This window comes from Paenibacillus qinlingensis, from assembly GCF_013204845.1.
Classification (GTDB): domain Bacteria; phylum Bacillota; class Bacilli; order Paenibacillales; family NBRC-103111; genus Paenibacillus_E; species Paenibacillus_E qinlingensis.
This window is the reverse complement of sequence record NZ_JABMKY010000009.1, coordinates 71,013-85,965: the sequence shown is the minus strand read 5'-3', so window position 1 is coordinate 85,965 and position 14,953 is coordinate 71,013. Positions and strand designations below refer to the sequence as shown.

Sequence of the window (14,953 nt, the reverse complement as noted above, 5' to 3'; positions counted from 1 at the left end):
GTTTTTCCATATCCAACCTAATCAACGATTATCATGTAGGGAGGAAAGGAGAAGATAATGCATAAAAAATGGTTTTATCGTCTATTATTTTCTTATTTTCCCATATTTTTTATTTTAACCTCAATCTTAATTCTACTTACCTTCTTATTGCTTACCGGGCTTACCAAACGCGAGACCGTGAATGTGAATCAACAGTTTACACGCCATGTTATCCAATTAATCGACCATTCTCTGAAGGAAATCGATCAAGCATTGATAAAGGATATTGAATCGGATACGAAGCTTAAGGCCTTTTTCGAAAACGATCCATCCTTGTCCTATTTCAACCATTATGAAATTTCCAGAAAAGTCAGGGACATGATTTCAACAAATGGGTTTATCGACTCTATTTATATATTCCGTAACATGGATCAGATGATTATGAGCAAAAATACGTTTATTTCTCTGGATAAGTTTGGAGATCGTGACTTCGTATCCCAACGCCTGAAGCTTGCGTCACTTTATGAGCTCTCTGGAAAGCGCGATTATATGGAGTTTCAGGATACGGAACACTTTCCGACTCCTGTAGTCTCGTTAGTTCGCAAATATCCGCTGCTGGTTGGTGGACAGGGACTTATTGTCGTGAATATAAGCTTGGCAAGCATAGAGCAAATGGTCAAAGGACTAACAAGTTCCAATGTCAATTTTGTCAGAATCAAGGATTTCAATGAGAATGTCTTACTGGGTGAGAAGCAGGGGGAGCTTCCAGGGACAATCTTATCCGAAATTACTTCCGAATATACAGGTTGGACGTTCACTGGCGGGGTACATGATGAACGAATATTCCGATATGCTTCGGTTTTTTCATACATATGGGTAGCTGTGGGATTGCTTATTGTGATCGCGGGTACGATTTGGATGGCTTTCGTGACGCGTAAGAATTATAAGCCTATTGAAGAAATTCTAAATCAAATTAATCGGTACTCTGTACAGAAAAGTGGGAAACTGTCTAAACATGTCCCGGATGAGTTTAAGTTCATTGAACAAGCGCTGGATAATTTAATTGAAGAGTCGAACACGTTTCAGAAAATGCATGAGGAGGACGCCATATTCCGTAGGCGACATTTCTTTGTCGAGTTGCTAGAAGGAAGTCGTCCAATTGAGCCGACAGAATGGGATGAAGAACTAGAGCGGCTGAATCTGCCTGCACAATTCCTGTCACTCGGTGTTATTGTCCTAGAGATAGATAAATTTACAACAATGGTGGATGTATATAATCATCGCGATTTATTTCTTCTGAAGTTTGTCGTGAATAGTGTCGTCAAAGAAATGGCTGAATCGCATCCTTTAACCGTATGGACGGAGTGGACCGCACAACATCGCCTGACAGTGTTATATCAATCAGAAGAACAGGCGTCAGAATTAGAGATTCGGCTAATCGACTTGAGCGAAGGTATTCGCGGATGGGTGGAATCAAACCTAGATTTTACTTTGACGATTGGTGTTGGTCCTTCCGTTGCCCATATTGAGGATATTGCCAAATCTTACGCGGGAGCGACTGTTGCTTTGTCCTACAAGCCAAGCCTTGGATTGAATCGAGTGATCTCCTATCAGGTGCCAGGAGGTGTGCAAGATGGCGCGTTTTGGCATCTGCAAACTATTCAGATTTTTGCGCGAGCCTTTCGGACAGGAGAAGAACCTTGGCGCCAGATCCTTGCAAATATGTTTCAAGAAGCTAGAGAGAACCGCTTATCAAGAAGTGAGCTTGTACAGTTTCTTAACTCCTTAAGTCATCACGTGTATCGAGAAATCATGGAGTTCCCAGCTGAAATTCAAGTAGTTTGGAAATCAGATGTATTACCCCGGATTAATCAGATCTGTGAGTCATTTGATTTGACAGAAGATTTAGAAGCCCAAGTAGGACAACTATTAGAGGAATTTGAACTCCGTGTGAGAGAATTGCAGGAACGCAGTAGTCACTATGCATTAATACGTGATGTTAAAGCCTATATCGAAAAGGAATATGCGAATGCCGAGATGTCACTGAATCATCTTTACGATGTGTTTGGTCTTAATGGCAAATATGTGAGCCGTTTATTCAAGGAAGCATTTGGCGAGAAGCTGGTGGACTATTTGGTTCGAATTCGTATTGAGAATAGTCAACGTCTATTGGTAACGTCCTCTCTTTCCTTGCAGGAAATTGCCAATGCCGTTGGATACATTCACGATATTTCGTATATACGAGCATTTAAAAAAGTCGTAGGTACAACACCGGGAGAGTATCGCAAAAATCATGGAAAAAGCCCGTCGTAGCAGGGCTTTTTCTTTTTGGTTTATCACAGATAATTGGTAAGTTAGTCTGGTTTTACCTTTTGGCTAGCCTTTGGAAACATGTAAATTGCGAATAGAATGGTCGAAAGCTATAGTGCAGATAGGAACCGAGCACAACGTTCCGACAAGCGAATAACGAGGGGAGTTAGATAAGAATGAGAAAGCATTTATGGAACCAACGGTTCACTGCTCCAATGGCTGTCTTCTTATTGACAAGCATGATCGCATCCGGTTGCAGTACAAGTGAGAAGACACCTGCCAAAGAAAGTGAGTCTTCTAAGCCTGCCGCAACGCAAGAGGCAAGAGGGAAAATTGTAGCATCCGTGTATGAACGTAATAATATACCGCCGGAAGAGGGGAACTGGGAGAAAAACCGCTGGATCGAGTGGATTAACAAGAACGGTCCAACTGATGTGAAATATGTAACTGTACCGCGTTGGGAATCATTGCCGAAATTCAATGCCTTATTCGCAACCAACAGTGCACCTGATCTTATTTTAGAATACGATACAGGTTATCGTAACCAATGGTACAGCCAGAAGATGCTGATGCCGCTTGATGATGTTATTGCCAAATATAGCACAACGTATAAAGAACTCATGAGTCAATTTCCGCAATTAAAGAAATTGGGGACGAAGGATGACGGTAAACTGTATGAGTTCGGTAAAGTCAATCCACTTACGTCCGGGCATCGCGTCTATATTCGAGAAGATTGGCTTCAGAAGTTAAATCTGCCAATGCCGAAGACGACAGAGGAATTTCTTAACGTGGCTAAGGCTTTTGCCTCACAAGACCCTGACGGTAACGGCAAAGGGGATACGTTTGGACTTAACCTAAGCGGAAATGCGAATTCGATTATTTCACATATGTTTGGCTATGGTGAAGTGGCTTGGCGTTTTGAAGGGAATAAATTTATCCATGAATGGGATCGTCTCAAGGCGTCGATCGATTTCCAAAAATCACTGTTTGATGCTGGTGTGGCGGATAAAGATTTCTTAGCAGATAAAAATGGGGAAAAAGCAAAACAGGATTTTCTGGCAGGAAAACTCGGAATGTATCTCTTTCAAGATATAAGCTCCAGTGATTATGATGCTTTTGTCAAAAATAATGCGAGTGGCAAACTTGCTATTCTGCAGCTTCCGAAATCGTCATTTGGCCAGTTTAGCCCAGTCATCAGTAGTCCTATCCAAATGGTTGGGGCTATCAATGCAGGTGCTAAAGATCCGCAGGCTGTTATGAAATATGTTGATTTCATGATGAAACCAGAAACAGCAAGAACACTGCAGAATGGTCTTGAAGGTGTTAACTGGAATAAGGATGCGGCTGGATGTCCCAACCCGATTGATGCGGAGAAGAATAAGAAGGAAATCTCCTATACGGGAGACCTTAATATGATGGCTTCAACGCTGCTGTACGGCAAGTGTTCGTTCAGTGCACAGAAGCCGCAGACGACAGACTCGTTGAAGGCGCTTCGCGAATTATCACTTCAATCCGAAGCTGCTTACGTGTCCAAAGAGCGTCCGATACCAACGTTAAAGCCGGAATACTTGCCGGTATTATCTCAAGAGCTGTCGTTGATTGTTAAGAATGCTGATCAACCAATCAAAGATATCTGGGCAAGATCTATCGTTAGCGGCAAAACATACACGGCTGAACAAGCCTATAAGGATGCTAAAGATGCGTGGGAAAAAGCAAGCGGGGCTAAGGTCGACGATTTCTATGCCAAATGGTATGAAACGAATAAGGCGAATGCTTTCTTGCTTGAGGATTTGTACAAATTCGGTGAAGATGCAGTGAAGCTGTACGCGAACAAATAAATAAACAAATAAATAATTCAGGCTGGTGAAAAGGACTTCGGCTGATAGTCAAATGGCCGAAGTCCATTCATGGACTTCGAAAGCCCTGAAGAAGGTGGATAGGAGGGCGAGCTATGGAAACCAATCATTTGGCAAATGCAGCATCAACTCACGGAGAAACTGTTACTCCTGCAAAGTCTATGCGCAGGAGAACGTATGCCAGGAGATGGAAGCAGAATCGCCAACTGGTGTATATGTTTATCCCGGTCATCATTTTTTTTATTGTATTTCGGTACCTGCCGATGCTTGGGAATGTGATCGCGTTCAAGCAATACAACTTAATGCAAGGGGTATGGGGGAGCCCGTGGGCAGGTTTGGATAACTTTAGAATGATGTTAGATAATCCCCAAACACTGCAAATCATACGCAATACGCTGTTCCTTAGCTTCTTTAATATTATCATTGGCTTTCCCTTTCCAATTCTTATTGCTGTTATGTTAAATGAGGTAAGAACGGTTTGGTTCAAAAAGTCGATACAGACACTGATCTATCTTCCCCATTTTTTTTCTTGGGTGATCGTGGGTGGGATCGTAGTCACGCTGTTCGGCTCTCAGGGCGGTGTGGTGAATAAGCTGATTGAATTATTGGGAGGGACATCTGTTCCATTCCTATATCAAGTAAGCACATGGCTTGGCATCTTCTTTGGATCTGCGATATGGAAGGACGCGGGATTTGCCGCCATCATTTATTTGGCAGCAATAGGTTCTATTGATCCTTCGCTTTACGAAGCGGCTAGTATGGACGGCGCGAATAAAATGAAGCAGATTCGTTATATCACGCTTCCTGGCATTATACCGATCATGATTCTCATGCTTATTCTTTCGATGGGGAAAGTCATGGAGGTCGGTTTCGACCACGTATACAACTTACAGAATGCTGTTGTTTCCAACGTCTCGAATGTAATTAGTACGTATATATTTACGATCGGAATTCAAGGCGGGATGTACAGCCTAACGACAGCAATGGGGTTGTTCGAAGCACTAATCGGACTCATTCTTGTAGTCAGCGCTAACCGTATCGCCCAAAAATTCAATCAATCGTTGTGGTAGGAGGAATTACCATGAGCTTGTCTTTCGGGGAAAAACTTTTTTATGCCGTGAACGTTACGTTGTTGCTGCTAGCTGGCATGAGCTGTTTGATCCCGCTAATGAACATCGTGTCCATGTCATTCAGCGATTACTCGGCTATCGCTTCTGGTTTCGTTGGGATTTGGCCAGTAGGCTTCAATTTGGACTCCTACAAATCATTGATCGAAGGAACTCCTATCGTGCAATGTTTGAAGAATAGTGTGGTTATTACAGGATTTGGTGTCTTGTTCAGTATGATCTTTACGATTCTTGCTGCATTTCCTCTTTCTAAAGTCACTTTCTATTGGCGAAAAGGATTTACGCTCGCGATCGTCTTTACGATGCTTTTCGGAATTCCAACGATTCCAGCCTTTCTTGTTAATCGTTCACTCGGTATCATAGACACGTATTGGGCACTCTGGCTGCCTGGATTAATTAGTGCGTACAACCTGCTCGTTTTAAAATCTTTTTTCGAACAAATGCCAGAGGAATTAGGTGAAGCTGCACAGATAGATGGTTGTAGTGAATGGCGATTGCTATGGCAAATTGTGCTTCCACTTTCGATGCCTGTATTAGCGACGTTAATGCTCTTCTATGGCGTAGGTTACTGGAACGTGTTCCAGAGTGTATTGATCAATATTAATGACTCTGACAAATATAATTTGGCTGTGCTTGTACAAAATATGATAGCAAATCAATCCCTCTTACAAAGTCTCAATAGCTTGCAGCCACAGGAGTTTGAAGAGTTGCTCACACCACAATCGATACGTTCAGCTGGGGTTGTCGTCATGTTGGTACCCTTATTACTGGTGTATCCGTTCTTACAAAAATATTTTGTGAAAGGTGTTATGATCGGAGCTATAAAAGGTTAATCGAACGATCCCGTATGGTGTTTAAAATGGCAAAACATAACCGCATGAAAAAGAGATAGTCCCTAACCATATGTGGTTGGGACTTTCTTGTTTTTGTTCAAGGGCAAAAGAACGCCATTTTCCATGGAAAAATAGTTAGAATTGATGGAAACCAGTCTGTTTATTTCTCGTAAGAGGTAGTATGCCTAGGATAAGGGAGAAAATTAAAACGTACAATTGAACTTATTCAGCAGCTCACCGAACCTTTGTTGATCTTCTAAAGTCCAATCTTGAAGATGCTTTGTTAAATATTCCAAACGAGCTTGCTTGTTCAAAGCCAATTCCGCAGTTCCGCTATCCGTGAGTTGCATGGAGTAGGCGCGGCCATCTTGCGGATCCGGGATGCGATAGAGGTAGCCTTTTTGTTCCAGCGCAGCGGTTTGTCTGCTAATTGTCGACATATCGAGATGGAATTCTTCGGCTAAAGCTTTCACACCAGCGGAGCCATGTGTCGAAATCTGATGGAGCAACAAGTAAGCTGCACGATCCAAATTGCCGACTTTTTTATTTGTAGTTGCTGCGATAAAGCGGCGAATGAATATGCCTAATTCAACTTCAATGGTTTCAACGGGATTTTTTGTCATTATAGAGACCTCTTTGTTAGGTGTTTGCAATCATTTATGGTTGTATCGTAACATACACCGGTTTATTTGAATATCTTCCAAAGTAGGGGTGATCGACTGTCTCTTAAGGATTGACTTCATCCGACATAGTTGTATAATGCAAGTATATAGTGTCATCATACTTCTTGTTTGAATAGAAGGCAACTGTAGACGGGAGAGGGCACAATTTGAAAGCTAAAGAAATTATGGTAAGTCAGGTGTATAAGGTAAAAGAAGGGGATACAGTTCGCGCGGTTATTGAGAAGTTCCTCACCCACCGAATTAGTGGACTTCCTGTCGTTAATGATCGGAATGAAGTTGTGGCCTACATTAGTGATGGGGATATTATGCGATATATCGGCAAGCATGATGATTATATATTTGGTTCATATCTCTACACGGCTGTGATCAAAGGCGATAATGATGAGTTTCAAGATCGCGTGCGCAACTTACTTCCTTTGAATGTGATGAAAATAGCACAGAAGAAGGTGATTGCTGTAGATGCAGAAGAGGATATTGAGCAAATCGCAGCTATTCTGGGGAAAAGGCGGATAAAAAAACTACCCGTTCTAAGAAGAGGCGTATTGGTAGGCATTATTAGCAGGGGAGATGTGATTCGGCATTCCTTCCAGTCCATTTTACCTTAGTAGATAGTTGATGTTTTGTCACCATAAAAGTGTGCAAATGAAAGGAGCTATCCTTATGTTGGAACGGCTCAGGCATAGATTATTTTTATTTCCGTTATTCATTGTGATCAAAATTTATGTCGCATGGATGATTTTATTTGAAACAGGCCCATCGGCCAGGATTCTTTTGACAGAAATACCTGCGATCTTAATTACGTATTGCGTGGTTGAATATGTTGTGAAAAAGCATAAACTAGCTTGGTATCTCACGGTTGATCTGATTATGACCGTTTTGTTTTTTGCACTTGTTATTTATTATAAGCATTTCGGTGTTATTGCTACGTATCACGTACTAACCCAAGCCAAGCAAGTCGGTGCAGTCAAGAAGAGTATTTTTTCTGTGATTGAGCCCCAGTATTTGCTGTTTTTCTTGGATATCGTGATTGTTGCTTTCTTTGCATTTTTCAAGCCGAAAACGAGAGAATGGAAGCCACTTAGCATGAAAATCGTCGCTAGTGTCGCTTGCTTCTCCTTATTACTTTGTGCACTTAGCGTGATTCCTAACCGCAGTTCCTTCAATGAAAATGTGAAGGCATCCAAAATGGGCATTTTAAATTATGAGATGTATAACTTACTTTCTCAAAAGAAAGAAGAAATCATCAGCCCGGATCAAATTACACAGTCTGCCATCGACGATTTGAAAAATAAAGTAGCGGTTGTTGAACCAAAGTTACATGGCGCAGCGAGTGGTAAGAATTTGATTATCATTCAACTGGAGTCCTTTCAGAACTTCCTCATCGGCCTGAACATTGATGGGACAGAAATTACTCCCAACCTGAATCGGTTGGCTGGGTCCAGCTATTATTTCCCGAAATTTTATCAGCAAATTGGTCAAGGGAATACGTCGGATGCCGAGTTTATCGTGAACACATCGTACTACGTACCACCGGATGGCGCCGCGACACAAGTCTATGGAAAAAAAGATTTACCCAGCCTTCCGAAGCTTCTTGAGAAGCAAGGCTATACGACAATGAATTTCCATACGAATGAAGTCGGTTTCTGGAATCGAGATGATTTGTATCAAGCCATTGGCTATGATCGATACTATGATAAACAATTTTTCAAAGATGAGGATGCTTTCTTCTATGGCTCGTCCGATGAAGTGTTGTACAGGAAAACAGCCGAAGAATTAGCATCGCAACAAAATCAAGGCGCACCTTTTTACGCGCACATAATCTCAATGAGCTCTCATAATCCTTTTACCATACCAGAAGAAAAATATAAAATGACTTTGCCTGAGCGGTACGAAGGCACTTTCGTAGGAGATTATATTCGCGCAGAGAATTATGCGGACTATGCACTTGGATTGTTTATTGAGGATTTGAAGAAAAGAGGGATATGGGAGAATAGTGTCGTTGTTCTGTACGGTGATCACCGCGGACTTCCCTTATTTTCATTAAAAGCGGATGACAAACACTTGATGACGGAAATACTAGGTCATGAATATAGCGAAAAAGAACTCATAAATATTCCTCTTATTATTGCATCAGAAGGCGTGACCACACCACAAGTGCAAAGGCAGCTCGGTGGTCAAATTGATATTCTACCTACGGTAGCCAACTTGTTAGGTGTGCCGTTGACAGACTATATACACTTTGGTCAAGATTTACTTAACCAAACGGCCTATAATTTATTGCCGCAACGTTACTACTTGCCAACAGGCTCATTTGTAAATAATGAAGAGCTTTTCATGTCAGGCAAAGGGTTCGAAGATGGCAATTATTATACGCTTGCCGGCAATGCAGCCGAACACCAATCGGCAACCGAAGATGAATTTAATCATGCGTTGAAGCTTTTGCAATTATCCGATAGTTATGTATCCCAATTGCCCGATCGAGTGGATCCTGAGTAACCTAAACCGCCTCGCGAATTCACGCAAGGCGGTTTTCTTGCGCGCGAATGGCGGCCCTGTGGATTAAGTTATGGTGATCGTATCATCTTATCTTGGGATTTTTGCTATTCTTTCTCGGAATAAAGTGATGACGTAACGCTAAAGTGTTAATTTCTGAGAAAACGTCAGCATATGGAGGTATTAGCGTTATCGCGTAACGTTAATTGCAGCTGGGGAGCCTGTTGGAGCCAATTAGCGTTATACTATAACGTTAAATGATGCCGCTGCACGGCCATATTGTCTAAACGATATGTACGAACTCGACTGGAACCTGATGCAGGAAGCAGCAGCTTGGATTGGACTAACTCGTGAAGTAATTTCCGTGCATGCTGTCCTTTGATCCCAAGCAGATTACATATCTCCTGAGGCATGAAAGGTCTCTGTATTTGTATGGCGAATCGGAGAATTTCCCGCTGCTTTAATGTAAGTTTCAGTTGCGTGGTCACGCCGCCACCGTATAGTTTTCCTAACACTTGCTGGATGAGTTGCTGACAGCGCCGCGGCTTCTCCTTGATCGCGTCAAGAGGGAAACGATAAATTTGCCAGCCGTCTAGCATCAATTGGTTTTGTCTTTCGCGCTCATACTCAAAGCTTCGACGGGTTACATGTTTGGCATGCGAGCTGAAATCATCGACTTCCCAATTAATCAGATAAGGTGGTCTGATATAAGCGAAGTCCAAATAGAAGATACCATCCCGAAAATTGGTAACCTCGTACTCGGCATACAAAAAATCTAAGTTGCTGACGGCAGGCAACCATAGATCATGTACAAATAACTTCTCATTGTGAGCATGTCCTTCATTTAATCGACGGAGAGCTTCGCCAGTTAGATTTTTCCTCTGTTTTTCCAACCATGATTCGTATAGTTCCAAGAACATTCCCCCCTCAACTAAGACAAAAAACACCGCGCCTTCCCCAAGTAGGGAGGGAGCGGTGTGCTTCACCTGCAATGATATGTAATGATTACTATAGAGCAAAAGAGGCTATTTGTCACGGAAGTTCGCACACCATTTTATAACTTCCAGGCTCAGCGCGGAAGCCGATCAAATCGCGGTTAATGCGCAGCATAGGAGCGTTCATGGAATCATTGTGTGTTTTCAAATAAGGCACTCCATAGGAACGAGCAGTTTGCACGCCGAGCATCTTTAAGGCGAGTGCAATTCGCCGACCTCGATATTCTGGGAGTACTCCAGTGTATTCATGATACATAGCACGTGTTTGCTCGTTCTGCTGCAGCGTTACGACACCAATATAGCGTTCGCCATCTTTGGCGATATGGATCCATTCGGGGCGCACGCCATTTTGCGCGATACTCCACTTTTTCCATTCTTCAAACCATGGAAAGTCCCCGGAGTAGCCTGGAATATCCGGATGTGTGATCTTATATAGCTCATGCAGCTTCCTCTCACTGACTTCCCCAGGTTCATCCGCCAAGGTAATAAACTGAATCCCTGCACGTTCGGCATCTTGAATGGATGCCTCGAGAGTACCGCCATCAAACGTTGCCAACTCCAGAACGGATTCGAAAGAATGGCGCTCTTTCACATGTTTGCGACGTTCTGCAAAAGCTAAGGACCTCTCGTCGCTCTCTTTCATATAGCCGATGAGCCGTGATGCTTTGACTCCAATTGCCCATTGTTTAAGTACCTCATACAGGGTATTCCCTACACCGTTTCCACGTATTTCTGGGTCTACGATCAGGTTATAGATCAGTGCCCCAGGCTCCGTCCAAGGAGCTCGCCATGCGATCGCGTATCCGACAATATATCCATGTTCGTCTTCTACGACCCATTTGGGACGATCCCATCCCATCAACTCTCCTTTTTCATTGTAGTGCAGCTGGCCAGGAGGAATTTTGTCCTCGTCTTCGTTTAGCTGTTCCGCTGTTGTTGGCTCCGACCAGATCAGATTTAGGAGCGGCGCAACCGCTTTAAAATCGTCTGGTTGCTGTAATTTTCGAATAATCCAATTAGGCACGTTATAACCTCCATTTAGGCTTAGTTTCTCATGTTGTCATTATCACATGCTAAGAGCCGGATCTCATGGTAAAGTCTGGATATAACTAAAGATTCTGAATTAGATTCTGATCCCGTGCGCATCACTCAATGAAAATGGTATAGGCACTCATTCCTTTGAATTTATAGGGCGTGAACCCCACATGCTTCTTAAATAGTTGGCAGAAGTAGGAGAAGTTCCCCAAACCAACAGCCTCACCAATATCTTGAACGGACATATCTGTTGTTCGCAGAAGCCAGCAAGCTTGTCGGATCCGGCGCGCAGTCAAGTATTCGGTAATGGTGCTACCAATGGATTGATGAAAGGTAGCAGATACATGGTTGGGTGTTAGGTGAACAGCTGCGGCGAGCTCATCGAGCTTGAAAGGCTCCATGTAATGCGCTTCAATCCAAGCGAGCATTCGCTCGGCTGTTGAGGAGCTCCTACCTGATAGATGAGGTACAGAATCCGTACGTTTCTCGGAGTCTGTACGTAGCTGGTGTAAGAATGCCGTGAGGAAGAGTGTCTGCTCTTCCAGCAGTCGCTCAGGCCCTCGTTCCTTGGCCGCATCCAGTCGAGGCATATAGCTTCGCAATAAGACTTCAAGCTCCGGAAGACTTTCACTGTGAAATGCCTGCGGCATATGCGGATCTTTCCACAGCTTCATGAGGAACTCGCATAGCGTTGGAAAAGCTGAGAATGCGGCCTCTAGGACAGCGGGCTCCAGGACGAAAAGCGAGCGGATATACGTATCTTGAGGTAGATTATGAATCCGAATGCGATGCAGCTGAAACGGTCTGAAGCAGAAAATCGTGCCAGGCTGCAGCTCGACAATTTGTTGTTCTATTACGACAAACCCAGTGCCTTCATGGACGACGAGGAGCTCCATACCCTGATGGGCGTGATACACTTCTTCGAATGAGTTTGTCCGATCTTTGAAAAACGATAATTGCACGGGATGCACATTTAAGTTTAAGTAATTCATTAGCTTCAAGGGGGATCACCTCATCGTATTCTAACAACATTTTATCATAAGAGGCCTAAACTTTTTCGGGCTTTTTTTTGATACGATGTAGACAAGTGAATGCGCAACTAGGAGGAGACATGTAAGATGTTGAAACAGCGTTTAAATGAGCAATGGGAGCACTATCGCGGATCCTTAGGCGGAGTTTGGGAGGTATGGCGTTCAGACAAGCTGCAAAATCATTATAATGTGCCATGGGAATCGGTTTCGCTTCCACACACGTACAACGGGACAGATGTGATGGATCCCGATCATAAATATTATCAAGGACAAGGCTGGTACCGGAACAAATTAGAAGTACATAACCCTTATCCGAAGGGGAGAACGCTGCTGCATTTCGAAGGGGCAGGGCAACGCACGGATGTGTATGTGTATACCGAAAAGGTGGATTCCCACCTTGGCGGATATGACGAGTTCACGGTGGATATTTCGGAAGCGATAGCGCGTTCGAAGGAGATTGAACGATATGCAGGGCGTGTGCCCGTCGCGATCGCTTGTGATAACAGCCGAGAACTGGAGACGATTCCTTCGGATGCGAGTGATTTCAATCTGTATGGCGGTGTGTATCGCTATGTGAACCTTGTCTATGTGCCACAGATTTCATTGGCTCAGGTGCATGTGGAGACGATTGTGGATAATTTGTCTGCACCAACAGCTGGAAGCGGGAAAGTCAAAGTGCGAGCTAAGTTGTACAATCCGGACCAGCTTGCGGAGAACATTAAGCTAACAATTGTGCTGAAGCAGCAAGATGGAACCATTGTCGGTCAAAAGGAGATTTCCTTGCCGGTTTGGCAGGGTGAGAAGGAGATTGCGACCTTGGAGGTTGAGAATCCACATCTATGGTCCGTCGCAGACCCTTATTTATTCAACTGCTCCGTTGCTCTCGTCTGTGCGGATGGAGAAACAACAAGTCAAGAGCGGTTCGGCTTCCGAACGTTTGAATTTGTGAAGCAAGGTCCATTTAAGCTGAACGGCGAACGTCTTTTGCTGCGAGGTACGCATCGACATGAGGATCACGCAGCAGTTGGGGCGGCAATGACGGAAGACATGATCCGTGAAGAAATGCAGCTCATTAAGGAGATGGGAGCGAATTTCATCCGCCTTGGGCACTACCAACAGTCGCGCATCGTGCTGGATCTATGTGATGAGCTGGGTATTCTCGTCTGGGAGGAAATTCCTTGGTGTCGCGGCGGTCTAGGTGGTCCGGAGTATCGTCAACAATGCATCGATATGCTTACGGCGATGATTGAACAGCATTATAACCATCCATCCGTGATTTTATGGGGACTGGGCAATGAGAATGATTGGGAGTGCGATTTCGATCATTTTGATCAGCAGGAAATTCGTGCTTTTATGAAAGTGTTGCATGATCTGTCCCATGAGCTGGACCCAAGTCGATTAACTGCGATTCGCCGATGTGAATTTTGCAAGGATATTATCGACGTGTATTCACCTTCCATTTGGGCAGGTTGGTATCGTGGCGTGTATACCGACTATGAATCAAGTTGTCGGACGGCTTTTGAGAATGTGGACTCGTTCTTTCACATGGAGTGGGGAGCAGACAATTTGCCAACTCGGCATGTGGAGAAACCGTTCACGGGCTTTGCTTTTATGACCAATACGAATGGCGTCACGGATGAGCGTGATGGGGATTACTTATTGACGGGTGGCGAACCTCGCGTATCACGGGATGGAGATTGGTCGGAAACGTATTTCTGCGAAATGATTGATTGGTATTTAAAATCGCAGGAGAAGATGGATTGGTTGACGGGGGCAGCGCAATGGTCTTTCAAGGATTTTGCGACACCGGTACGGCCGGATTCACCGATACCGTATTTGAACATGAAGGGGATTGTTGAGCGTGATCTGACGCCGAAAGAAGCTTTTTATGTGTTCCAATCTTATTGGTCAGAGAAGCCGATGGTTCGTATCTATGGTCATACGATGCCGATTCGCTGGGGCATGGAGGGCGAACGAAAGTTGATCAAAGTGTACTCGAACGCTGAACAAGTTGAGCTATTTCTTAATGGGGAGAGCTTAGGTGTGAAGCAACGCGATTCGCAAGATTTCCCTTGTGCTGGTCTTCGGTGGGAAGTGGATTTGACTGCTGGTGAGTATCATGTGCGTGCGGTAGCCATTGTAGCCGGCGAGATTGTGAACGATGAACTGCAATTCACATATCAATCGGACGCGTGGGGTGAACCTGCCGAGATTCAAGTAACGACAGAAATTTTAGAGGATGGACGAGTTTACGTAGAAGTTGGTGCGTATGATGCAAAAGGTGTTTTTTGTCCTGATGGGGCTAGGTTTGTTCGATTTGGATTAACTGGCGATGGGAAGCTGCTCGACAATCTCGGTACCATTCGCGGATCGAGACAGGTTCAGCTTGCTAGTGGTCGTGCGGGAATCTATGTAGATCCTACAGGCGGATTGCCTGCTGGCATGACGGTTACGGATTTTGTGAGTGCAGGTGGTCCAGCTTCGTCATTGGCTTCCTTATCACAAGGGAACAGAGATGTTCAGCGAAAATATACATCTGTTGTCAGCGCTGCATGTGAAGGTATGTCTACGGTAACAGCAATCATAGAAGTTGTGAAGTAAACCCACTTCG

Annotated in this window: 11 protein-coding genes; 7 read left to right on the top strand and 4 right to left on the bottom strand. The window is 44.0% G+C overall.

Annotated features, from left to right (window positions below; all coding sequences use genetic code 11):
- The first annotated feature begins 57 nt into the window (after positions 1-57).
- From HQN88_RS17965 to HQN88_RS17950, 4 genes are all read left to right on the top strand, one after another.
- Positions 58-2,292, top strand: a complete 2,235-nt coding sequence (locus HQN88_RS17965) for a helix-turn-helix domain-containing protein (RefSeq protein ID WP_173114934.1) — start codon at positions 58-60, stop codon at positions 2,290-2,292.
- A gap of 173 nt (positions 2,293-2,465) precedes the next feature.
- Positions 2,466-4,127 carry an extracellular solute-binding protein gene (locus HQN88_RS17960; protein ID WP_246320304.1) on the top strand — a complete coding sequence of 554 codons (1,662 nt, stop codon included), beginning with the start codon at positions 2,466-2,468 and terminating at the stop codon, positions 4,125-4,127.
- A 113-nt stretch (positions 4,128-4,240) separates the two neighbouring features.
- Positions 4,241-5,215: an ABC transporter permease gene (locus tag HQN88_RS17955; RefSeq protein ID WP_173114931.1), complete on the top strand. Its 975-nt coding sequence runs from the start codon at positions 4,241-4,243 to the stop codon at positions 5,213-5,215.
- A gap of 11 nt (positions 5,216-5,226) precedes the next feature.
- On the top strand, positions 5,227-6,105 hold the full coding sequence (locus tag HQN88_RS17950; protein WP_173114929.1) for a carbohydrate ABC transporter permease: 879 nt from the start codon (positions 5,227-5,229) through the stop codon (positions 6,103-6,105).
- A gap of 203 nt (positions 6,106-6,308) precedes the next feature.
- On the opposite strand, the gene HQN88_RS17945 is transcribed toward HQN88_RS17950, so the two are convergent.
- Complete coding sequence (locus HQN88_RS17945; protein WP_173114927.1) at positions 6,309-6,728, bottom strand: MarR family winged helix-turn-helix transcriptional regulator; 420 nt, start codon at positions 6,726-6,728, stop codon at positions 6,309-6,311.
- Positions 6,729-6,934: 206 nt separating this feature from the next.
- Here HQN88_RS17945 and HQN88_RS17940 point away from each other — a divergent pair, with 206 nt between their 5' ends.
- The gene (locus tag HQN88_RS17940; protein ID WP_173114924.1) at positions 6,935-7,393 is read left to right on the top strand and encodes a CBS domain-containing protein; all 459 of its coding nucleotides are present in this window, start codon (positions 6,935-6,937) and stop codon (positions 7,391-7,393) included.
- Positions 7,394-7,448: 55 nt separating this feature from the next.
- Positions 7,449-9,284, top strand: a complete 1,836-nt coding sequence (locus HQN88_RS17935) for an LTA synthase family protein (protein ID WP_173114921.1) — start codon at positions 7,449-7,451, stop codon at positions 9,282-9,284.
- Between the two features lie 242 nt (positions 9,285-9,526).
- Here the strand turns inward: HQN88_RS17935 and HQN88_RS17930 are convergent, their stop codons facing one another.
- The 3 genes from HQN88_RS17930 to HQN88_RS17920 form a co-directional block, all read right to left on the bottom strand.
- Entirely contained in the window at positions 9,527-10,201 is a 675-nt protein-coding gene (locus HQN88_RS17930; protein WP_173114918.1) for a DNA-binding response regulator, read from the bottom strand.
- A gap of 112 nt (positions 10,202-10,313) precedes the next feature.
- Positions 10,314-11,300, bottom strand: a complete 987-nt coding sequence (locus tag HQN88_RS17925; protein WP_173114915.1) for a GNAT family N-acetyltransferase — start codon at positions 11,298-11,300, stop codon at positions 10,314-10,316.
- A 121-nt stretch (positions 11,301-11,421) separates the two neighbouring features.
- Positions 11,422-12,303: an AraC family transcriptional regulator gene (locus tag HQN88_RS17920; protein WP_173115195.1), complete on the bottom strand. Its 882-nt coding sequence runs from the start codon at positions 12,301-12,303 to the stop codon at positions 11,422-11,424.
- Between the two features lie 126 nt (positions 12,304-12,429).
- On the opposite strand from HQN88_RS17920, the gene HQN88_RS17915 reads away from it, so the two are divergent.
- The gene (locus tag HQN88_RS17915; protein ID WP_173114912.1) at positions 12,430-14,943 is read left to right on the top strand and encodes a glycoside hydrolase family 2 TIM barrel-domain containing protein; all 2,514 of its coding nucleotides are present in this window, start codon (positions 12,430-12,432) and stop codon (positions 14,941-14,943) included.
- Positions 14,944-14,953: the final 10 nt, after the last annotated feature.